The organism is Symbiobacterium ostreiconchae, from assembly GCF_055396975.1.
Map to the genome: position 1 here is coordinate 1818585 of NZ_AP042454.1, position 21722 is coordinate 1840306.

The window sequence follows — 21722 nt, forward strand, 5'->3', positions numbered from 1 at the left end:
AACCCCTCCTCCGTGGTCATAGGCTAGTGCTGTTACCCGGGCCTACTCCGGCCCGGCCATGGCGGGCAGGATCACCGTGAACGTGCTGCCCTTCCCGACCTCGCTCTCCACCGCGATCGTGCCGCCGTGCGCCTCCACGATGTGCTTGGCGATCGCCAGCCCCAGGCCGGTGCCGCCCGTGGCGCGGGTGCGGGCCTTGTCCACCCGGTAGAACCGCTCGAAGATGCGCCCCAGGTCGGCCCGGGGGATGCCGATGCCGGTGTCGGCCACCGCGATCAGGACCCGCCCGCCCTCGTGGCGGGCCGAGAGCGTCACCCGGCCGCCCGCGGGCGTATACTTGATCGCGTTTTCCACCAGGTTGCTCAGCACCTGGACCAGCCGGTCGGGATCGCCGTTCACCGGCGGCAGGCCTTCCGGCACGTCGGCCGAGAGCTGCAGCCCCGCCCGCTCAACCTTCTGGGCGAGCCGCCCCACCGTCGTGGCGACCAGATCCCCCGGAGCGGTGGGGCGCCGCTGCATCCGGAACCGGCCGGACTCGACCCGGGAGAGGTCCAGCAGCTCGTCGATCAGGACGCCCAGGTGCCGGCTCTCCCGCAGCATGATCTCCACGAAGTGACGGGCGGTTTCCGGCTCCTCCAGCGCGCCTTCCAGCAGCGTCTCCGCGAAACCCTGGATGGAGGTGAGGGGGGTGCGCAGCTCATGGGTCACGTTGGAGACGAACTCCGTGCGCATCTGCTCCAGCTGGCGGGAGCGTGTGATGTCCCGCAGCATCACCAGCACGGAGCGTTCCCCGCCGCTCACCGCCGGGGCGAGCCGGGCCTCGAGGATCTGCGCCTCCGGCTGGGCCCGGCGGATCTCCAGCGTCTCGGGCTCACCGGTGGCCAGCACCCGGGCCATGCGCTCGTCAAGGTCGAAGTGGTGGGTGACCTCCAGGTGGTCCCGCCCCAAGGCCTCGTGCGGCGACACGCCCAGCATGCGCGCCGCGGCCGGGTTCACCAGCACGATCCGCCGGTGCTGGTCGACCAGCAGGATGCCGTCGGCCATGTGCTGGAGGATCACGTCCATCTGGGCTTTCTCCAGCAGGAGCCGGTCCAGCCGCTCCTGGGCGCTGCGTTCGGCGCGCCGCAGGGCGGCGTCCGCGCGGCGCGCGGCGCTTCGCGCCACCCCGCTGGCCTCCAGGTACCCGTAGATCGGCGGAACCAGCAGGGCCGCCAGCAGCACCAGTCCGGTGATCAGCTCCGGCGCCCCGGGTCCCCGGGCCACGGCCGCCTCCAGCCGGCCGGAGGCCAGGTAGGCCGCGGCGGCCGCGAGCCCTGCGGCCGGCGGCAGGGCGAACCACAGCAGCGCCGGGCGGTATTCCCGCCTCATGGCCGTCCCCGCCTCACCGGCGCCTGGTCACGGCGAACCGGTACCCGACGCCGCGCACCGTTTCAATCAGCTTCGGCTCGGAGGGGTTCTCCTCCAGCTTCGCCCGGAGGTGCCGGATGTGCACGTCCACGGTGCGCACGTCGCCGTAGAAGTCCGGTCCCATGACCCGGTCCACGAGCTCGTCCCGGGTGAAGACCCGGCCCGGCGACCGGGCCAGGACGCCCAGGATCTGAAACTCGGTGGGCGTAAGGTCCACGCGCCGGCCGTCGCGCAGGACCTCGTAGCTCTCGAAGTTGATGGTGATCGGGCCCAGCACCAGGCTCTGCCCGTCGGGCCCGTCCCCGCCCCGCCGCGTGCGGCGGAGGATCGCCTTCACGCGCCCGGTCAGCTCCCGGGGGCTGAAGGGCTTGGTGACGTAGTCGTCGGCGCCGATCTCAAACCCCACCACCCGGTCGATCTCCTCGCCCCGGGCGGTGAGCATCAGCACCGGCAGATCGGAGTGGCGCCGCAGGGCGCGCAGGACCTCGAAGCCATCGATGCCCGGCAGCATGATGTCCAGGATCACCAGATCCGGGTCCTCCTCCCGGGCCAGGCGCAGCCCGTCCTCCCCATTGTCCGCGGTCAGCACCTCGTATCCTGCCCGGCGCAGGTTGTACGCGACCAGTTCCAGGATCGACGGCTCATCATCGACGACGAGTATCCGCTCGGGCACAGGGAACACCTCCGACGCAGGGGGCGCGGGCAGATCAGCGTGCAATCTCCTGGGTGATCGGCACGAAGCCGAGCTCGCGCACGTACTCTTCCTGGAACTCCTCGCTCAGCACGAAGTCCAGGAAGGCGCGCACAAGCCCGGCGGGCTCGCCCTTGGTGTACATGTATTCGTAGGTCCAGATCGGCCACTGGCCGGCCTCCACGGCGTCCTGGGAGTAGGCCACGCCGCCCAGCGCCAGCGCCTTCACCTTGGACGGCCGGTAGTAGGAGGCGTCGATGTAGCCGATCGCCCCCGGGGTATACTGCACGGTGGTCAGGACCTTGCCGTTGGAGTCCTGCACCAGGGCCTGGGGGGTGATGTCGCCCTCGCCCCCCAGCACCTTCTCGACGATGGTGGCCCTGGAGCCCGAGGACTGCGGCCGGCTGACGACCATCACCTCCAGGTCGGGGCCGCCCACTTCCCGCCAGTTGGTGATCTCGCCCGTGAGGATCCCGGCCAGCTGCTCCAGGGACAGGCCGTCCACCGGGTTATCCGGGTGGACGATGATGACGAACGGGGCGATGGCCACCCGGTGCTCGACCAGCGCGGCGGCCAGCTCACCGGCGGCCGGGATGTCGGAGTTCCCGATGTCCACAGCCCCGCTGGCCACCTGCTGCAGGCCATTGTACGAGCCGCCGCCGCTGACGTTCACGGTGACGTTCAGGTGCTGCTCCATGAAGATCTCCGCTGCCAGCGAGGCGAGCGGCAGCAGGGCGGTGGAGCCGCTGGCCGTGATGGTGCCCGCCAGCGGATCGTTGGGATCGGCCTGCGGGCGGCTGCCGCACCCGGCGAGGAGCAGCGAGGCCAGAAGGAGGACGGCCGCCAGCCCGCGACTGCGAAGTCGAGCCATCGGGTTTTTCGTCACCTCTTCCCCAAGGTTGGGCATGCCACCATCTACTGTAGCGCACCGATATTAAGGTTTGGTTAAGATGAAGACGTTATCCTCACCGTCCTGGCGCGCGGCGCATCGGCCAGCGCCAGGACCTCGGCGGCGATGGTCAGGGCCGCGGCGGGGGAGCCGGCCTGCCGGGCCGCAGCGGCCATGTCCCGAAGCCGTTCGGGGCGGCGGAAGAGCAGCTCTTCCGCCGCTTCCGCGAGGTGCGCCGCGCCGACGACCCGGGCGGCGCCGGTGGAGGCGAGGTACGCGGCGTTCTCCTCTTCGTGGCCGGGCAGGGGATCGATCAGCAGCATCGGCACGCCCAGGGCCAGCGCCTCTGCACAGGTGATGCCGCCCGGTTTGGTCACCAGCAGATCGGCTGCGGCCATGTGCCGGTGGACGTCCTGGGTGAACCCGAGGGCCGTGAGGCGCGGATCGTCGCCGTGGCGGCGGCCGATCTGGGCCAGCAGGGCCTCGTTCCGGCCGCAGACCACGGTCACCCGCAGCTCCCGGCGGGGCAGGCCGAGGAGGGCGTCGACGGCTTTGGCGATGGGCCCCAGGCCGAGTCCGCCGCCGATGACCAGGACCCGCCGCAGCGGGGAGGCGGAACCTGCAGCGCCGGCCGGTGCGGGGTCGCCGCGGCGCGCGCTTTCCAGCAGTGCCGTGCGCACGGGGATCCCCGTGGCCATGACCGCGCCGGACTCGGCTCCGCGGCGGACGAGCTCACCCGCCGCCTCCGGCGACGCCGCACAGTAGCGGGCGACGCCGGGCCATATCCAGAATCCGTGGGGCGCAAAATCGGTCAGGGCCATCACCACGGGCACCTGGCGCCGCTGCGACGTCCGCATGAGGTGCAGCGCGGCGCCGGCCGGGAAAGGATGGGTGCCCACCACGACGTCCGGCCGGTGCGCCTCCAGGGCGCGCCGGACGGGCCCGCTCAGCACCCGGATGACCAGCCACCGCAGCGGCCGTCCGGGCGGCAGCCGGTACAGCCGCCGGTAAAGGCCCGGCGTGTGCCGGATCTGCCAGAGGTAGGCGCGCACGACGAGTCCCAGCAGCGGGCTGCGGGACTGCACCACGACAGCCTCACAGTCGGCCGACAGGGTTCGGCAGGCCTGCGCGATGGCCTCTGCCGCGGCCTGGTGACCGGAGCCGAACTCGGCGGAAAGGAGCAGAACGCGTGTCGGCACGGAGCCACCTCCGAAGTGCGTAGGCAAAGCAGTCCTCAGTAGTTCGCTGATCGCGCCGCGCAGTCCTGCGCGCGGCGGGGCGGCCGGCTCGGGCGCCGGCGTGCGGAACCCGGCAATCCGGGTGCGTTCCGCTGCACGCGTGCCGCCCGGATGCGGTGCGCGTGCAGGCGTCGGGGCGTTGGGCAGCGAAACAAGCGGGGAGATGGGGCGCGCGGCTGAATGCCCGCGCCGAATCGGGGCCGCGCACTGCGCGACCGCGACCGAAAGGAGGACCCAGCGCGGTGACGAAGCGACGGACACGGGCAGAGGTTCCCGAGGAACAGACCTGGCGGCTTACCGATCTGTTTCCGACAGAGAGTGATTGGGAACGCGAGGTGGAGGAGATTGCGGCGGCCGCGACCCGCGTGACGCAGTACCGGGGAAGGCTGGGGGAGGGGGCCGGCGTGCTCCTGGCCTGCCTGACGGAGTACGAGCGGCTGCGGGAGCGCATGACCCGGGCGGCCGCGTACGCATCGCTGCGCTTCGCCGAAGACGGATCCGATCCCCGCAACCAGGCCGTGAACGCCCGCGGGCGGGCCCTGATGGCGCAGATGGGCGCGGCTTTCGCCTTCCTGCCGTCTGAACTCCTGGCCCTTCCGGAAGGCACGGTGGAGCGATACCTGGACGAGGAGCCCGGCCTCGGGCCGTTCAGGCGCTGGCTGGAACAGGTCCTGGCCAGGCGGGCGCACACCCTGCATCCCGAGACGGAGTCGGCGCTGGCCGCGCTCAGCGAGGTGACCGGCGCGCCCTACGTCATCTACAACCAGGCCCAGGCCGGCGACATGCGCTTTGACCCCATTGTGGCAGACGGCAAAACGGTGCCGGTCTCCTTCTCCACCTACGAGGAGAGCCTGGAGCGTTCCGCGGACGCCGGGATCCGGCGGGCGGCCTTCCGCAGCTTCTCCGCCGGGCTGCGCCGGTACCAGAATACCCTCGCGGCGGCGTTTGCGGCCGAAGTGAAGAAGAACGTGGTGCTGGCCCGGCTCCGGGGGTACGAGTCCACGGCGCACATGCTGCTCGAGCCCCAGGAGGTCAGCATCGACGTCTACCATAACATCCTCGACGTCATCCAGACCGAGCTCGCCCCGCATATGCGCCGGTACGCCCGGCTGCGCAGGCGGGTGCTGGGGCTGGACCGGCTCCTCTACTGCGACATCGAGGCGCCGCTGGATCCCGAGTACAACCCCTCGGTCAGCTTCGCCGAAGGCGCGCAGATCATCCGCGACGGCCTCGCCGTGATGGGACCCGAGTACGCGGACATCGTCCGCGCCGCGCTGACGGACCGCTGGGTCGACTGGTGTGACAACGTCGGCAAGTCCACCGGGGCCTTCTGTTCGTCGCCCTACGGCGTCCATCCCTTTATCCTGATCTCCTGGGCCGGCACCATGCGAAACGTGCTGGTGCTCGCGCACGAACTGGGGCACGCCTGCCACCTGACGCTGGCCCAGCGGCACCAGTCGGTGCTCAACGCGCGCCCGTCGACGTTTTTCATCGAAGCGCCGTCGACGCTGAGCGAGCTGCTGGTCGGCCAGCATATCCTGCGCGGCACCGATGACCGCCGCCTGCGCCGATGGGTGATCATGCAGTTGCTCTCGACGTACCACCACAACTTCGTGCGCCACCTGCTGGAAGGGGAGCTGCAGCGCCGGATCTACGCCCTGGCGGAGCAGGGCACGCCCATCACCGCCGTCACCCTGTCCGAGACGAAGGGCGAGATCCTGAAGCAGTTCTGGGGCGGCGAGGTGGAGATCGACGAGGATGCGAAGCTCACCTGGATGCGCCAGCCCCACTATTACATGGGGCTCTACCCGTACACGTACTCGGCGGGACTCACTGTCGCGACGGCGGTCGCACAGGCCATCCAGGACGAGGGCCAGCCCGCCGTGGAGCGCTGGCTGCGGGTGCTGAAGGCCGGTGGCACACTGAAGCCCGTGGACCTGGCACGGATGGCCGGGGTCGATTTCTCGACCCCGGGGCCGATGCGCACGGCCATCGCCTTCGTCGGTTCGCTGGTGGATGAACTGGAGCAGAGTTTCTGAGCAGGAAACAGTGCCGACAAACGGTGCGGGGCGCGGACCCGCTGCACGCCCCGTGCAGCGGGTCCGCGGCTGCAGGGAGCCGGGCGTCGGTTCGCCGTCTGCCGCGAATTTACAGTTGACGGCGCCGAACGGAGCTGATACAATACTTGCCTGCGGGGATGAAACAGGGCCGCCGGCCGGAGCGGCGGCGTCCCGCTCAACTGAACACCGCGGGGTGGAGCAGTCTGGTAGCTCGTCGGGCTCATAACCCGGAGGTCGAGGGTTCAAATCCCTCCCCCGCAACCAACCTCGCTTCGGAAGCGGCGCCGTCCGCTTCCGAAGTTGTCTGCAGGGCGGCAGCGCTGGGATGCGGTTACCGGTTGACGAACGGCCGGAGGCTTGCTAAACTGGTGAAGCTGTCACCTGGCGGCGGCCGGTCACGGTCGCCGGGCTGCACCGGTCCGGTGCGCCGCTTTCGTGGGGCTATAGCTCAGTTGGGAGAGCGCGTGAATCGCACTCACGAGGTCAGGGGTTCGAATCCCCTTAGCTCCACCAGATTCCGGAGAGGTGTCCGAGTGGTTGAAGGTGCAGCATTGGAAATGCTGTGTACGGGAAACCGTACCGTGGGTTCGAATCCCACCCTCTCCGCCAACTTGGGTCTTCACAACGGGCAGAATACCTGCTACACTGATGGACGGACCGCTAGCTCAATGGTAGAGCATCCGACTCTTAATCGGCAGGTTGTAGGTTCGAGTCCTACGCGGTCCACCAGAGCTGGCCCCATCGTCTAGAGGCCTAGGACGGCGCCCTCTCACGGCGCAAACAGGGGTTCGAATCCCCTTGGGGTCACCACCTTTCTCCGGAGAGGTGTCCGAGTGGTTTAAGGTGCCGCTCTCGAAAAGCGGTGTGGTGATGAGCCACCGTGGGTTCGAATCCCACCCTCTCCGCCATCGGATTTGTTGCAGACTGGGGATTGGGGTAACGGTAGCCCGCCTGACTCTGGATCAGGTAGTCTAGGTTCGAATCCTAGATCCCCAACCACAGATTCCGGCATAGCTCAACGGTAGAGCATCCGGCTGTTAACCGGAGGGTTGTAGGTTCGAATCCTACTGCCGGAGCCAACCTGCGGGTTTAGCTCAGTTGGTAGAGCGCCACCTTGCCAAGGTGGAGGTCGCGAGTTCGAGTCTCGTAACCCGCTCCAGCGGTTTGGGGCTATAGCTCAGTTGGGAGAGCGCTTGAATGGCATTCAAGAGGTCAGGGGTTCGACTCCCCTTAGCTCCACCAGCGCGGCGGCGTCCGCGTCGCCGCAACGAAATGCGCGGTTAGCTCAGTTGGGAGAGCGCATGATTGACGTTCATGAGGTCAGAGGTTCGATCCCTCTACCGCGCACCAGGTCGCTTTTCAAGGCGACAGGCGCTTCTGCGGAGCGCCTGCCTTATATTGTTGGAGGCGTGGTGTAGAGGCCTAACATGCGGCCCTGTCACGGCCGAGATCGCGGGTTCGAATCCCGTCGCCTCCGCCAGCGAGGGCGAGGCCGCCCGGTCCGGGTGGCCTCGTCTGCTCTGCGCCAGCGGCGCCGCTCCTGCCAGGCAGGCTGCCAACTGGGGCTTGCATCCGGTCGGCATTACTGGTAGGATGGTCTCTGGTTGTCGGCGGGCCGGCCGGAACGGCCAAGTGGCACGAACTGGCCGGTTGACACGACGCCGGGAACTTGCTAAACTGGTGAAGCTGTCGCCTGACGGCGGCAGCGGATCTCGAACCTTGAAAACTAGACAGTGCAGAAGAGGGAAGCCGAGCGAGCCGGTATTCCAAAGGAGCCAAAGTCAAGCTTTCCACGGAGAGTTTGATCCTGGCTCAGGACGAACGCTGGCGGCGTGCCTAAGACATGCAAGTCGAGCGGGGCTTCGGGGCTTCGGCCCTGAAGCCCAGCGGCGGACGGGTGAGTAACACGTGGATAACCTGCCCTCTGCTCTGGGATAACAGGCCGAAAGGCCTGCTAATACCGGATAAGCTCACGGTCCCGCATGGGGCTGGGAGAAAAGGCGCTGGAGTCAGTGGCGCTGGCAGAGGAGGGGTCCGCGGCCCATTAGCTGGTTGGCGGGGTAACGGCCCACCAAGGCGACGATGGGTAGCCGGCCTGAGAGGGCGACCGGCCACACTGGGACTGAGACACGGCCCAGACTCCTACGGGAGGCAGCAGTCGGGAATTTTGCACAATGGCCGAAAGGCTGATGCAGCAACGCCGCGTGAGCGAAGAAGGCCTTCGGGTTGTAAAGCTCTGTTGCCTGCGAAGAAGGGCCCCGTCAGGAAATGGGCGGGGTTTGACGGTAGCAGGCGAGGAAGCCCCGGCAAACTACGTGCCAGCAGCCGCGGTAATACGTAGGGGGCGAGCGTTGTCCGGAATTACTGGGCGTAAAGGGCGTGTAGGCGGCCTGTTAAGTCAGGGGTGAAAGACCGGGGCTCAACCCCGGGGGTGCCTCTGAAACTGGCGGGCTTGAGTGCTCTAGAGGGCAGTGGAATTCCCGGTGTAGCAGTGAAATGCGTAGAGATCGGGAGGAACACCAGTGGCGAAGGCGGCTGCCTGGGGAGTCACTGACGCTGAGGCGCGAAAGCTAGGGGAGCAAACAGGATTAGATACCCTGGTAGTCCTAGCCGTAAACGATGAGTGCTATGTGTGAGGGGTATCGACCCCCCTCGTGCAGGAGCTAACGCACTAAGCACTCCGCCTGGGGAGTACGGCCGCAAGGTTGAAACTCAAAGGAATTGACGGGGGCCCGCACAAGCAGCGGAGCATGTGGTTTAATTCGAAGCAACGCGTAGAACCTTACCAGGGCTTGACATCCACCGAACCCTGCAGAGATGCGGGGGTGCCTCTCTTCGGAGAGGAACGGTGAGACAGGTGGTGCATGGTTGTCGTCAGCTCGTGTCGTGAGATGTTGGGTTAAGTCCCGCAACGAGCGCAACCCCTGTCGCATGTTGCCAGCACGTCAAGGTGGGCACTCATGCGAGACTGCCGGTGACAAACCGGAGGAAGGTGGGGATGACGTCAAATCATCATGCCCCTTATGTCCTGGGCTACACACGTGCTACAATGGCCGCCACAGAGCGCCCCGAACCCGCGAGGGGGAGGCAATCGCGAAAGGCGGTCCCAGTTCGGATCGCAGGCTGCAACTCGCCTGCGTGAAGTCGGAGTTGCTAGTAATCGCGGATCAGCACGCCGCGGTGAATACGTTCCCGGGCCTTGTACACACCGCCCGTCACACCATGGGAGCTGGCAACACCCGAAGTCGGTGAGCTAACCCGCAAGGGAGGCAGCCGCCGAAGGTGGGGCCGGTGACTGGGGTGAAGTCGTAACAAGGTAGCCGTATCGGAAGGTGCGGCTGGATCACCTCCTTTCTAAGGAGCGCAGCCCCTGAGAAGGGGAGACTCCGAGGTCGATCCTCAGCCCATCAAAACGGGCTGAGGGAAACTGACGGCCGCTGGGCGGACCGAATCTGCACTGTTTAGTTTTGAGGGTTCGAGATGAGCGGTGAGCAGTGGGCTGTGAGCAGTGAGAGCTGTTCCGGCCCGCACGCTTGCTGACTCAGGATCTTCGAACCCCTCAGTGAGTGCCTGCGGGAGCTTCGCTCCCGCACGGGACCACGGGCTGCTTTGCAGCGCCGTGTGCTGCTTCGGGAACCTTGGGTTCCCTGCAGCAGCGTCGTACCTTGAAAACTGCACAGTGAACACACGCAAAGGCAACGCGGGAAGCGTGCATCTCAGCGAAATCAAGCTGGGAAGGGCACACGGTGGATGCCTGGGCGCCAGGTGCCGATGAAGGACGTGGAAAGCTGCGATAAGCCTCGGGGAGCCGCAAGCAGGCGTAGATCCGGGGATCTCCGAATGGGGCAACCCGGCTGGCGTAATGGCCAGTCACCCACAGCTGAATCCATAGGCTGTGGGGGGGCACCGCCCGAACTGAAACATCTCAGTAGGGCGAGGAAAAGAAATCAACCGAGATTCCCTCAGTAGCGGCGAGCGAACGGGGAGGAGCCTAAACCAGCAGCGAGCCATCGCTGCTGGGGTTGCGGGACGCCCGTAAAGCGATGCTGCCGAGTCTAGCCGAAGAGGTCTGGAAAGGCCCGCCACAGAAGGTAAAAGCCCTGTAGGCGAAAGGCGAGGCACCGCTGGGCGGATCCCAAGTACCACGGGACACGAGGAATCCCGTGGGAATCCGGGGGGACCACCCTCCAAGGCTAAATACGCCTGGCGACCGATAGTGAACCAGTACCGTGAGGGAAAGGTGAAAAGCACCGCGGGAGCGGAGTGAAAGAGACCCTGAAACCGTGTGCCTACAAGCAGTACGAGCCCCGTACGTGGGTGAGTGCGTGCCTATTGAAGAATGAACCGGCGAGTTACGGTCACTGGCGTGGTTAAGGGCCTCAGGCCCGGAGCCGAAGCGAAAGCGAGTCTGAAGAGGGCGTAGTCAGTGGCTGTAGACCCGAAACCCGGTGATCTATCCATGGCCAGGGTGAAGCGGGGGTAAGACCCCGTGGAGGCCCGAACCGGTTAGCGTTGAAAAGCTATCGGATGAGCTGTGGATAGGGGTGAAAAGCCAAACGAACCGGGAGATAGCTGGTTCTCCCCGAAATAGCTTTAGGGCTAGCGTCGGCATGTGAGCTTGCTGGAGGTAGAGCACTGATTGGGCTAGGGGCCCTACCGGTTACCGAACTCAGTCAAACTCCGAATGCCAGCAAGTATGGCCGGCAGTCAGACGGCGAGCGCTAAGGTCCGTCGTCAAGAGGGAAACAGCCCAGACCGCCAGCTAAGGTCCCGAAGTTCCTGCTAAGTGGGCAAGGATGTGGCGTTGTAGAGACAACCAGGATGTTGGCTTAGAAGCAGCCATCATTGAAAGAGTGCGTAATAGCTCACTGGTCGAATGACGCTGCGCCATAAATACTCGGGGCTAAGCAGGACACCGAAGCTGCGGGTGTGAGCGGTGAGAGGTGAGTGGTGAGCAGTGAGTGCGGTCCGGAGTTTTCGGGATCTGCGGGTGTACCAGCGGAGCTATGAGCTGGCGCTGACGGTACACCGGCTGACCCGAAGCTTTCCGGCGCACGAACAGTTCGAGCTCGGACAGCAGCTGCGTCGCGCAGCCGTATCGATACCGGCGAACATCGCCGAGGGATTCGGTCGGCGCGAGTCGGCCGCTGACTTCCGACACTTCTTGCGGATGGCGTTGGGGTCTGCCAACGAGATGTTCGTGCTGAGTCTGGCCAGGGATCTCGGGTACGAGATCGCTGCCATGGACAAGGTGATATCCGAGTACGAACAGCTCGGGAAGCAGATTTACGCGCTGATGCAGAGGTTGCAATAGCCCACTACTCACTACTCACATCTCACTGCTCACGCGGTAGGGGAGCGTTCCATGTGCGTCGAAGGTCGACCGGAAGGACGGCTGGAGCGCATGGAAGTGAGAATGCCGGTATGAGTAGCGAAAAGACAGGTGAGAATCCTGTCCACCGAAAGCCTAAGGATTCCTGAGCAAGGCTCGTCCGCTCAGGGTCAGTCGGGACCTAAGCCGAGGCCGAATGGCGTAGGCGATGGGAAACAGGTCGACATTCCTGTACCACCTACGGGTCGCTTGACCGATGCGGGGACGCAGGAGGCTAGGGGGACCCGGCCGCTGGTTGAGCCGGGGTAAGCGGGTAGCGTGGCCCGGTAGGGAAGTCCGCCGGGCTAAACGTGAGACGCGATGCCGACCGAACTGAAGTAGGGAAGCCCCTGACGCCACACTGCCGAGAAAAGCCGCTAGGGAGACCCGGGGTGCCCGTACCGCAAACCGACACAGGTAGGCGGGGAGAGAATCCTCAGGTGCGCGGGAGAACCCTCGCTAAGGAACTCGGCAAAATGCATCCGTAACTTCGGGAGAAGGATGGCCCTCGGACCGTGAGCGGAGAGACGCCGCAGAGCGGGGGAGGGTTGCAGAGGAGAGGCCCAAGCGACTGTTTACCACAAACACAGGTCAGTGCTAAGCCGGAAGGCGACGTATACTGGCTGACGCCTGCCCGGTGCTGGAAGGTTAAGGGGAGAGGTCAGGCCGGAAGGCCGAAGCTTTGAACCGAAGCCCCAGTAAACGGCGGCCGTAACTATAACGGTCCTAAGGTAGCGAAATTCCTTGTCGGGTAAGTTCCGACCCGCACGAATGGCGTAACGACTTGGGCACTGTCTCAGCGAGGGACCCGGTGAAATTGCAATACCTGTGAAGATGCAGGTTACCTGCGATTGGACAGAAAGACCCCGTGGAGCTTTACTGTAGCCTGGCATTGGATTTTGGTGGTGCGTGTACAGGATAGGTGGGAGCCTGCGAAGCCGGGTCGCCAGATTCGGTGGAGGCGCCGTTGGGATACCACCCTCGCAGCATCGAAGTTCTAACACGGGCCCCTGCAACGGGGTCGTGGACCGTGCCAGGTGGGCAGTTTGACTGGGGCGGTCGCCTCCCAAAAGGTAACGGAGGCGCCCAAAGGTCCGCTCAGGATGGTTGGAAATCATCCGGGGAGTGTAAAGGCAGAAGCGGGCTTGACTGCGAGACAGACAGGTCGAGCAGGGTCGAAAGACGGGCTTAGTGATCCGGCGGTTCCGAGTGGAAGGGCCGTCGCTCAACGGATAAAAGCTACCCCGGGGATAACAGGCTGATCTCCCCCAAGAGTCCACATCGACGGGGAGGTTTGGCACCTCGATGTCGGCTCATCGCATCCTCGGGCTGAAGTCGGTCCGAAGGGTTCGGCTGTTCGCCGATTAAAGCGGTACGCGAGCTGGGTTCAGAACGTCGTGAGACAGTTCGGTCCCTATCCATCGCAGGCGGAGGAGATTTGACGGGAACTGCCCCTAGTACGAGAGGACCGGGGTGGACGGCCCGCTGGTGTACCAGTTATCCCGCCAGGGGTACAGCTGGGTAGCCAAGGCCGGAACGGATAAGCGCTGAAAGCATCTAAGCGCGAAGCCGGCCCGAAGATGAGATCTCCCATCCCGCAAGGGAGTAAGGCCCCTGGAAGATGACCAGGTAGATAGGCCGGGAGTGGAAGCGGCGCAAGCCGTGGAGCGGACCGGTACTAATCGGCCGAGGGCTTGATTTCGCTGAAGCCGGAGCGTGTGCAGATCGCTGTGCAGTTTTGAGGGTAGGACCCAGGCGTCCGCAGGAACTGCCGATGGCGGTTCCGAGGATCGCCTACCTACAGTCCACAATTTTTGGGTGGCGATACCGGAGGGGATCACCCGGAGGCAACCCGAAGGGTTGCCGCAGCCCGGTAGCCGTCCGCGCAGCGGACGGCGATAGGGCGTTCCCATACCGAACACGGAAGTTAAGCCCTCCAGGGCCGAAGGTACTCCGCAAGGGGGAGAATAGGTCGCTGCCCAAACTGATTTGGAGACCGCCGCAGACGATGCGGCGGTCTTCTGCTGCTGCAGGCGTGTCAGAGCCGGAGGGGATCACCCGGAGGCAACCCGAAGGGTTGCCGCAGCCCGGTAGCCGTCCGCGCAGCGGACGGCGATAGGGCGTTCCCATACCGAACACGGAAGTTAAGCCCTCCAGGGCCGAAGGTACTCCGCAAGGGGGAGAATAGGTCGCTGCCCAAACTGATTTGGAGACCGCCGCAGACGATGCGGCGGTCTTTTTCGCGCGCCGGCCGCGGCCAGCCGCCTTCCTGCGGCCGTGGTCTGCAGCCCTTCAATCGTCCAGGTATGGTCAAATTACTCTGTTGGGGTTAGAAGGGATGAACCTGTAAGTCATGGGCGCGACACCGAAAACCCCTTTGATCGGCGCTCTGACAGGGTCTTGGACGAGCGGACGGGCGGAGGCCCGCGATTCTGGGTCACCCGAATGGGTGAATTTGCCAGCTGCTCGTTGAAACAGCCGAATAAACAGGCTATAGTGACTTGTGCATCCGATTATACCGTCGACAGGAGGGGAGTGAATGGGTGGGACGAAGCGACTGCTGTCCGGACTGATGACAGCGTCCATGCTGCTCTCGGTCAGCTCGGGGATGGCGTTTGCCAATCCTGCTGATCCGGAGCGGATGGCGGTGCCGGTCGAAAAGCGTTTCTCCACCGGTGAGTCCACGAGAACGGAACGCACCAAGTTGCAGAATGTGGAGGTCATCCGGCCGAGCGGCACACGCCAGTACTTCGTCGAGCTCGAGGATCCGTCCGGGGTCGAGATGCAGGCCGAGGCACGTATGCGGGGCCAGACCCACAACCTCACGCAGCGTACCCAGGAACACCTCAGGAAGATCGACAGCGCCCAGAACGATGTCATCCGGCAGATGCGGTCCCTCCGGGGCGCCGGCAGCGGCGTCCAGATTCTGTACCAGGTGAAGAACGTGCTGAACGGCATTGCCGTGCGCACGGACGAGGCGGGGGCCGAGGCCATCCGCCGGCTTCCCGGCGTGAAGTCCGTCACGGTGATGGAACTGCACGAGCGGGGTCACGTGGGCTCTGTACCGCTCATCGGCGGGCCGGAGGTGTGGCGGAACTACGGCGTCCTGGGTGAAGGCATCAAGGTTGCCGTCATCGACACGGGCATTGATTACATCCATACCAATTTCGGCGGTCCCGGCACGCCCGAGGCCTACGAGCTGGACACGACCGAGCTCAACGAGTACTTCCCCAACGTGAAAGTGGCCGGCGGCTGGGACTTCGCGGGCGACGACTATGACGCCAGCTCCGACGATCCCCGCAGAAACACTCCGCAGCCGGACCCGAACCCGATGGATTGCCCGCTCGAAAGGGGCGGCGGTCACGGCACCCATGTAGCCGGCACCATCGCGGGTTATGGCGTGAATGCGGACGGCACGACGTATTCCGGGCCTTATGACGACACCATTCCTCTGGAGACCATGCGCATCGGCCCCGGCGTGGCGCCGCTCGCTGAGCTGTACGCGCTGCGGGTCTTCGGGTGCGAGGGCAGCACTGGCCTGACGGTCCAGGCCCTCGACTGGGTGGTCGACCCCAACGGGGACGGCGACTACTCCGACCGCATGGACGTCGCCAACCTGTCGCTGGGTTCCCTCTTCGGCGGCCCTGACGACCCGAGCGCACGCGCCGCCAACAACGCCGCCCAGGCCGGCGTGCTTCTCGCCATCTCCGCCGGCAACTCCGGCGACGTCTTCTACATCACCGGCAGCCCGTCGACCGCCACCCGCGCGATCAGCGTCGCGGCGCAGGCTGACGCCGTCGACGTGGCGGACGGCTTCCGCATCGACGCCCCCGAAGACGTGGCCGGCCTGTACGGCGGCACCGTCGGCCAGAGCTATAACTGGCTGGCGATGACCGAGCCGGTCACGGCGCCGGTGGTCTACGACCCGGTCAACCCCGCCGGCTGCAGCGCCTGGCCTGAGGGGGCGCTGGAAGGCAAGATCGTCTTCGTCGACTGGATCCCGGAAGGCGAGGCGACCTTCCCGTGCGGCTCGGCGGCCCGCGCCAATAATGCCGCCGACGCCGGCGCCGTCGGCATCATCATGGCCGAGCCCGGCCCCTTCCTCACGACGGCCATCGCCGGCAACGACCGCATCCCCAGCATCCTGACGGTCAGCACGGCCGCCAAGGCCATCAAGGACAACCTGGACCGGGGCGTCGTGGCGACGCTGAGCAACGAGTGGCTCGGCCGCGTGACGATCAACGCTCCGGAGCGGAATGACACCCTGGCGGACTTCAGCTCCCGCGGTCCCCGCAAGGGCAACGCCCTGAAGCCGGATGTCTCGGCGCCCGGCGTCTCCATCTTCTCGGCGTGGGCCGGCAGCGGGACGGAGGGGGTCTCCTTCAGCGGCACCTCGATGGCCGCTCCGCACGTCGCCGGCATCCTGGCCCTGCTCCGCGAGAAGAACCCCGACTGGACGGTAGAGGAGATCAAGGCGCTGGTCATGAACACCGCCGGCCATGACCTCTACGAGGAGCTCGGCCAGAAGGGCAGCCGCTACGGCCAGTCCCGGGTCGGCGCCGGCCGGGTGGACGCCGCAGCGGCCGTGGCGAACCAGGTGGTGGCCTACAGCGCCGACGACCCCGGGGCGGTGAGCGTCTCCTTCGGCGCCGTCGAGGTCGTGGGTCAGGCGACCTTCGAGCGCCGGGTGAAGGTGGTCAACCACACCAACCGCTCGGTCACCTACCGGCCCAGCGTGGACATGTTCGCGGAGATTCCAGGCCTGCGGTACAGCTTCCCCGACGGGGACGTGACGGTGCCTGCCGGAGGCTCTGCCACCTTCCGGGTGCGGCTCACCGCGGACGCCGCCCAGATGCGCGCAACCCACGACCCGACGGTCCCGGAGACCCAGTTCGGCTTTGACCGTGCCTGGATCCCGGAGCACAGCGGCGTCATCCTGCTGCGGCCGATCAACAGCGCTCCCGGCGCCACCGCGGCCCTGCGGGTGCCTGTCTGGGTGACCGCCCGGCCTGCGGCTGACATCCGGATGACCGAGGACAGCCTCATGTTCACGGGGGACAGCGAGTTCGCCATCCTGGGCATGGAGGGTACCGGCCTGGACACCGGCGACTTCTCCGCCTATGACTACTACTCGTTTGTCATTCCGTTCGAGCTCCAGCACGTCGGCACGGTGGACAGCCTCGACAAGGCTGCCGGCATCGGGCCCAGCGCGATCACCGCCGTGATCCAGTATGCCGGCGTCACCACCGACTCCCAGGCCTGGATCCCGTGGGGGCTCCCGCCGTCGTACAGCGAGCTCTACTTCGGCATCGTCACCCACGCCGACCGGTCCACGCCGGCGGAGGAGGTTTACTACGAGGTTCAGGTGCGGCCCGAGGGCAGCGACAAGATCTACTCCGTAGTGAACACCCGGGCCCTGTTCCAGGTCGGCGCCTCGTACGAGATCACCGACGTCATGATCCTGTGCGTCGAAGACGGGTGCTACCCGTACAACAACGGGTTCTACTTCGCTCCCTGGCTGCAGACGGGCATGTTCAACAACAACGTGATCATCTTCCCCGTCTGGGTTGGGGACGTGGGGCTGGACGACACCACCACGAAGTTTGAGTGGCGGGTCGTGGCCGAGCACTGGACATACGGCGTGATCGACGAGACGCCGTGGTACACCTACGACTACGCCAATCCCGGCCTGGACTTCACGTACTTCGGCTGGTACGACGGGCTGCCCTTCTGGGATGCCCAGCCGGGCAACGGCGTGCCGATCGAGTACAACCGGGCCAACTACGAGGCGAACGGCACCAAGGGCCTCCTGCTCCTGCATCCCCTGAACCGCAAGGGCACCCGGGCGCAGGTGGTGGGCATCAACGCCACGCCCGCCAACACCGGCTTCGTCGACTGGCCCGAGCAGGTGACCTACGGCGACGAGCCGTTCACCGTGACCGCCAGGCACGAGTCCGCGCACATCGGCTCGCTGACGCAGGACATCTGCGAAGTCGGCCCGACCGAGAACGGTACCGCGACGGTGACGCCGCTCCTGGCGGGAGACTGCATCCTGCGGGCTCAGTTTGAGGGCAGTGCGGACGAGGCGCCGGCCTTCGCCGACCTGGTCATCCCGATCCAGAAGGCCGAGCTCGTGGTCACACCGCACTCCGTCACCCGGCTGATCGGCCAGGACAACCCCGAGCTGACCGGCACGGTGACGGGCCTGATCGCCGGCGATGAGTCGATCCGGGTGCGGTACTCGACCACCGCCACAGCCGCCTCGCCGGAGGGCAGCTACCCGATCAAGGTACACTTCGACGATCCCGAGGGGCGCCTGCCCAACTACAGCGTCACGGTCCACGAGGCCTACGTGATCGTGGTCAGCGAGCTGGCCGAGGCCGTGTTCCCGGATGACTTCGGTCCCGTGCAGCCCGCGGACGGGTTCGTCATCGAGTTCCACTGGCTGGTCAACGACATCCCGACGGAGAACCCCTCGGCCCTGGTGCGCATCCTGGACGCCGGGAGCGGTGCGGTCGTCACCTCCTTCGTGATGAACGGCGGCGGCCTGACCTACGAGGACGGCGTCTACCGGGTGCCGTTCGACCCGCAGCGGTACGGCCTCGGTTCGGGCGACACCGTGACCATCCAGGTCTACGTCAACCGCAAGCTCCGCAACCAGATCACGGTCACGCTGGACTAAGGGGGTGACGGCATGAAGATGAGGAAGCTGCACCTGCTGCTGGCGACAGGGGCGACCATCGCGGCCTTCGGCGTCGGCGGGGCCACGCTGGCCCTGCTGACCGACCAGGCGGGCCCCTCCTCGCAGGAGTTCGTGGCCGGCACCCTCCGGCTTGACGGCCGGCGCGGCGGCGGCGACACGGTCCCGGGCCCCATGTTCTACCTGGGCGGCGACCAGGGGCTGAACCCCACCGGCGAGTGGGCGCCGGGCGACACGCAGGTCCGCTGGTTTGAGATCCAGAACGTCGGGACGCTGGCCGCCCGCATGACCAAGATCAGCGCCACCATGCCCGAGGACGCCGACAAGACCCTGGCCGAGCAGCTGTACGTGCGGGTCACCGACGAGTACGGACTGGAAGTGGCCGCCGGGAAGCTGAGCGCTTTCCTGGATGAGGAGGGCGAGCCCTTCCGCGGACCGGCCATCGAGCTGGATCCCGGCGACATCCTGACCCTGACCTTCGAGGTCAGCCTGCCGCTCGGCACCAACAACGAGTTCCAGGGGCTGAGTGCATCGTCTGTCACCTTCTCGGTCAGCGCCGAGCAGGTCCGGAACAACCCGTAACCCGCTGTGAGCCGACCCCCGGGGCTGCGCCTTCCGCAGTCCCGGGGGTCCGCGCGTGCCGCCTCCGGCGGCCCATGCGTACCGCATCCGGCGGCCCATGTGTGCCGCCCCGGCAGACCCGTGTCTCGTCCGTGCCGCCGCCTGGCAGGCGCGTCTGCGCACCCCCTGCGTCCCCGCTTCACGGCCTGCGCAGGCTGCGGACAGCCGCGCACCGCCATGCAGGGAATGCACGTTCGAGTGTCGAACTGCCTATACCACCGGATATGCGATGACCACCGTCTTCGCGGTGGTCCTTTCTCGTGCCTCACCCCGTTCCACACGACAGGGCCCGTCAATCACAGCAGACGACGGAAAAGGAGAGAGGAGCTTGCGTCAGCAGGTTCGACGCGACCTCATCCATCTCGCGTGGCCGACGGCGATGGAGCAGCTGCTCAGCCTGGCCACCCAGATGGTGGACATGGCCTTCGTCGGCCGGGTCGGCGCCTACGCCGTGGCCGCCGTGGGTGTGGTCACCCAGCCACTCTGGCTGACCTTCGGCGTGGCCGGCGCGCTGGGCGTCGGCGTCATCGCCCTGGTGTCCCGCCTCACCGGGGCGCGGGAGGACGAGGGCGTGGAGCGGGCCGTCAGCACCGCCGCCTGGCTGGGCCTTGTCCTGGCCCTGCTGCTGGGCGCGGGGCTCTACTTCGGCGCGCCGCGTATCGTGACCTTCATGGGCGCGCCCCCTGACGTTCACCCGCACGGCGTGCGCTACCTGCAGATCCTGGTGCCCGGTCTGCTCGGCCAGTACTGGTTCATCACCATGTCTGCCGCGCTGCGGGCCGTCGGCGAGACGCGCATCCCGATGCTGCTGGCCCTCGGGGTCAACGTGGTGAACGTCGTGCTCGACTGGGCGCTCATCTTCGGCCACTACGGCTTCCCCGCCCTGGGGCTGGCGGGGGCGGCGCTGGCCACCTCCATTGCCCGCTTCCTCGGCTCGGCGGGGCTGGCGCTCGTGCTGTTCCTCCGCCGGGGGCCGGTTTCGCTCCGGTGGCGCACCCTCTGGCGGTTCAGCCCGCACATGGCCTGGCGCACCCTGCGGGTGGCCACCCCATCGGCGCTCGAGCGCACCGCCGCCACCCTGTCGATGATCGTCTACGCCATCCTCATCAACCGGCTGGGCACCATCGCCATCGCGACCCAGCAGATCGCTTACGTCGTCGAGGACCTGATCTGGCTGGTCGCCTTCGGCCTGGGGACCAGCTGCGCCACCTTGATCGGCCAGTCGCTGGGCGCGCAGAATCCCGAGCGGGCCCGCCTGGCCATGCTGGAGGGTCTGCGGGTGGGCGGCGCCTTCACCCTCGCAGTGGCAGCCAGCTTCCTGCTCATTCCCGGGGTGTACATGCGCATCTTCACCACCGACCTGGACGTGATCCACCTGGGCACCATGGCCCTGCGGGTCGCGGCCGTGGCCGACATCCCCATGGGGCTGGTGCTGATCCTGAACGGCGGCCTCCAGGGCGCGGGCGACACCCGGGCGGCGGCGGCCATCACCCTGCTGGGCAGCTGGGGCGTGCGGCTGAGCCTGGCCTACCTGATGATCGACATCTTCGGCTGGGGCCTGTTCGGGGCCTGGATCGCGGCGGCCTGCGACTGGGTCGTGCGGCTCATCCTGTTCTGGCACCGGTTCACGCGCGGCCGCTGGCAGGAGATGGCCGTCTGAGCGCCCCGGCCGGCCGCCCTGGTCCTGCCCGGCCTTCCGGTTCATGCCCGCACTGGAGCCGCGACGTGCGGTGCGCTACAATTTGGGCGGAGGCCTGACGCACGCACGCAGGCCGCCCGGGGGTCGGGCGTGCACCGGTGCCCGGGCCCGCCCATGCACGGTCGTGTGCGCCCGGGGGCTGGGAGCGGGTGAGCTGTGCACGATCAGCGAGCCACGCCCGGCCTGCGGGCCGTGTCCGGCGTGTGAGCCGGGCGGCCGGCGTGGGCGGCATCTGCGAGAACGGAAACGGCGGCGGGGAGGTGACCGTGTGGCGAAGCGGACAGCCGGCCCCTTCTGGGGGCTGCTCGGCATCGGGCTGAGCCTGGCCGTCTGGCACGCGGCCGCGCGGCAGTACCCGCCCTGGGCGGTGCCGACGCCGGCGGACGTCGCCCGGGAACTGGTGCGCCTCGTGCGGGAAGGGACGCTGGTCGCGGCGGTGGCCGTGACCACGGTCCGCACCCTGGCCGGCTTCGGGCTGGCCGTCTTGCTGGGCGGCCTGAGCGGCCTGCTGGCGGGGCTGCTGCCGCCGCTCCGGCAGGCGCTGGCGCCGGTGGTCACCGCCATTCAGGGCGTGCCCCCGGTGGCGCTCATCATCGTGGCGTTGCTCTGGTTCGACGCCAACAGCTCGGCGCCGGTGTTCACCATCACGGTCGCGGTGCTGCCGATCATCTTCGCCGCGGCGCTGGAGGGCACCCGCGCCGTCGACCGCGGCCTGATCGAGATGGCCACCGTCTTCCGCACGCCCCGGCGCATGCTGGTCACCGACGTCTACCTGCCCCACCTGCTCTCCTACCTGTTCCCCGCGCTGGTCTCCGGTCTCGGCCTGGCCTGGAAGGTCGCCCTGCTGGCCGAACTGATGGCCGGTAGCCGCACGGGGATGGGCGCCGGCCTCGGCGCCGCGCGCGTGAACCTCAACGTGGCCGGCATGTTCGCCTGGATCGCCGTGGTCGTCATCCTCCTGCTGGCGATGGAGAACCTGCTGCTCCGGCCGCTGAAGCGCCGGCTGGAGCCGTGGCAGCGGGGCCGGGAAGGAGGTGGCGGCTGAA

Annotated in this window: 9 protein-coding genes, 12 tRNA genes and 2 rRNA genes; 19 read left to right on the forward strand and 4 right to left on the reverse strand. The window is 66.9% G+C overall.

The features are described 5' to 3' along the window. Nucleotides 1-42: 42 nt before the first annotated feature. The 4 genes from pnpS to ACZ5UM_RS08850 form a co-directional block, all read right to left on the reverse strand. Nucleotides 43-1368 carry a two-component system histidine kinase PnpS gene (gene pnpS, locus ACZ5UM_RS08835; RefSeq protein ID WP_464843603.1) on the reverse strand — a complete coding sequence of 442 codons (1326 nt, stop codon included), beginning with the start codon at nucleotides 1366-1368 and terminating at the stop codon, nucleotides 43-45. Nucleotides 1369-1381: 13 nt separating this feature from the next. Further along, a complete protein-coding gene (locus ACZ5UM_RS08840) occupies nucleotides 1382-2089 on the reverse strand; it encodes a response regulator transcription factor (RefSeq protein ID WP_464848327.1) in 708 nt (235 codons plus the stop codon). A gap of 25 nt (nucleotides 2090-2114) precedes the next feature. Further along, nucleotides 2115-2969, reverse strand: a complete 855-nt coding sequence (locus ACZ5UM_RS08845) for a phosphate ABC transporter substrate-binding protein (RefSeq protein ID WP_464843604.1) — start codon at nucleotides 2967-2969, stop codon at nucleotides 2115-2117. A 74-nt stretch (nucleotides 2970-3043) separates the two neighbouring features. Continuing rightward, nucleotides 3044-4186 (reverse strand): MGDG synthase family glycosyltransferase, encoded by a 1143-nt coding sequence (locus tag ACZ5UM_RS08850; protein ID WP_464843605.1) that lies wholly within the window; start codon nucleotides 4184-4186, stop codon nucleotides 3044-3046. A 281-nt stretch (nucleotides 4187-4467) separates the two neighbouring features. On the opposite strand from ACZ5UM_RS08850, the gene pepF reads away from it, so the two are divergent. The 19 genes from pepF to ACZ5UM_RS08945 all read left to right on the forward strand — a co-directional run bounded on the left by pepF (nucleotide 4468) and on the right by ACZ5UM_RS08945 (nucleotide 21721). Continuing rightward, the gene (gene pepF / locus ACZ5UM_RS08855) at nucleotides 4468-6264 is read left to right on the forward strand and encodes an oligoendopeptidase F (RefSeq protein WP_464843606.1); all 1797 of its coding nucleotides are present in this window, start codon (nucleotides 4468-4470) and stop codon (nucleotides 6262-6264) included. 208 nt (nucleotides 6265-6472) lie between these two features. Beyond that, nucleotides 6473-6549: transfer RNA gene (locus ACZ5UM_RS08860), tRNA-Met, on the forward strand. A 173-nt stretch (nucleotides 6550-6722) separates the two neighbouring features. Next, a tRNA-Ala gene (locus ACZ5UM_RS08865) sits at nucleotides 6723-6798 on the forward strand. A 6-nt stretch (nucleotides 6799-6804) separates the two neighbouring features. Then, nucleotides 6805-6894 (forward strand) — tRNA-Ser (locus tag ACZ5UM_RS08870). Nucleotides 6895-6939: 45 nt separating this feature from the next. Next, nucleotides 6940-7014 (forward strand) — tRNA-Lys (locus ACZ5UM_RS08875). A 5-nt stretch (nucleotides 7015-7019) separates the two neighbouring features. Further along, nucleotides 7020-7095, forward strand: a tRNA-Glu gene (locus ACZ5UM_RS08880). Nucleotides 7096-7104: 9 nt separating this feature from the next. Then, nucleotides 7105-7193 (forward strand) — tRNA-Ser (locus ACZ5UM_RS08885). A 17-nt stretch (nucleotides 7194-7210) separates the two neighbouring features. Continuing rightward, nucleotides 7211-7284: transfer RNA gene (locus ACZ5UM_RS08890), tRNA-Gln, on the forward strand. Between the two features lie 5 nt (nucleotides 7285-7289). Continuing rightward, nucleotides 7290-7364: transfer RNA gene (locus ACZ5UM_RS08895), tRNA-Asn, on the forward strand. 4 nt (nucleotides 7365-7368) lie between these two features. Beyond that, nucleotides 7369-7444 (forward strand) — tRNA-Gly (locus ACZ5UM_RS08900). A gap of 7 nt (nucleotides 7445-7451) precedes the next feature. Further along, nucleotides 7452-7527, forward strand: a tRNA-Ala gene (locus ACZ5UM_RS08905). Between the two features lie 32 nt (nucleotides 7528-7559). Next, nucleotides 7560-7635: transfer RNA gene (locus ACZ5UM_RS08910), tRNA-Val, on the forward strand. 53 nt (nucleotides 7636-7688) lie between these two features. Continuing rightward, nucleotides 7689-7765: transfer RNA gene (locus ACZ5UM_RS08915), tRNA-Asp, on the forward strand. A gap of 309 nt (nucleotides 7766-8074) precedes the next feature. Beyond that, nucleotides 8075-9639, forward strand: a 16S ribosomal RNA gene (locus tag ACZ5UM_RS08920). Between the two features lie 369 nt (nucleotides 9640-10008). Then, nucleotides 10009-13358 (forward strand): 23S ribosomal RNA (locus tag ACZ5UM_RS08925). The 16S and 23S rRNA genes sit together here with 12 tRNA genes alongside, the layout of an rRNA operon. A gap of 837 nt (nucleotides 13359-14195) precedes the next feature. Continuing rightward, nucleotides 14196-18338 (forward strand): S8 family serine peptidase, encoded by a 4143-nt coding sequence (locus tag ACZ5UM_RS08930; RefSeq protein ID WP_464843607.1) that lies wholly within the window; start codon nucleotides 14196-14198, stop codon nucleotides 18336-18338. A 12-nt stretch (nucleotides 18339-18350) separates the two neighbouring features. Beyond that, the gene (locus tag ACZ5UM_RS08935) at nucleotides 18351-18938 is read left to right on the forward strand and encodes a hypothetical protein (RefSeq protein WP_464843609.1); all 588 of its coding nucleotides are present in this window, start codon (nucleotides 18351-18353) and stop codon (nucleotides 18936-18938) included. 367 nt (nucleotides 18939-19305) lie between these two features. Continuing rightward, nucleotides 19306-20637, forward strand: coding sequence for an MATE family efflux transporter (locus ACZ5UM_RS08940; RefSeq protein ID WP_464843610.1), 1332 nt, complete (start codon nucleotides 19306-19308; stop codon nucleotides 20635-20637). A gap of 307 nt (nucleotides 20638-20944) precedes the next feature. Then, entirely contained in the window at nucleotides 20945-21721 is a 777-nt protein-coding gene (locus ACZ5UM_RS08945) for an ABC transporter permease (RefSeq protein WP_464843612.1), read from the forward strand. Nucleotide 21722: the final 1 nt, after the last annotated feature.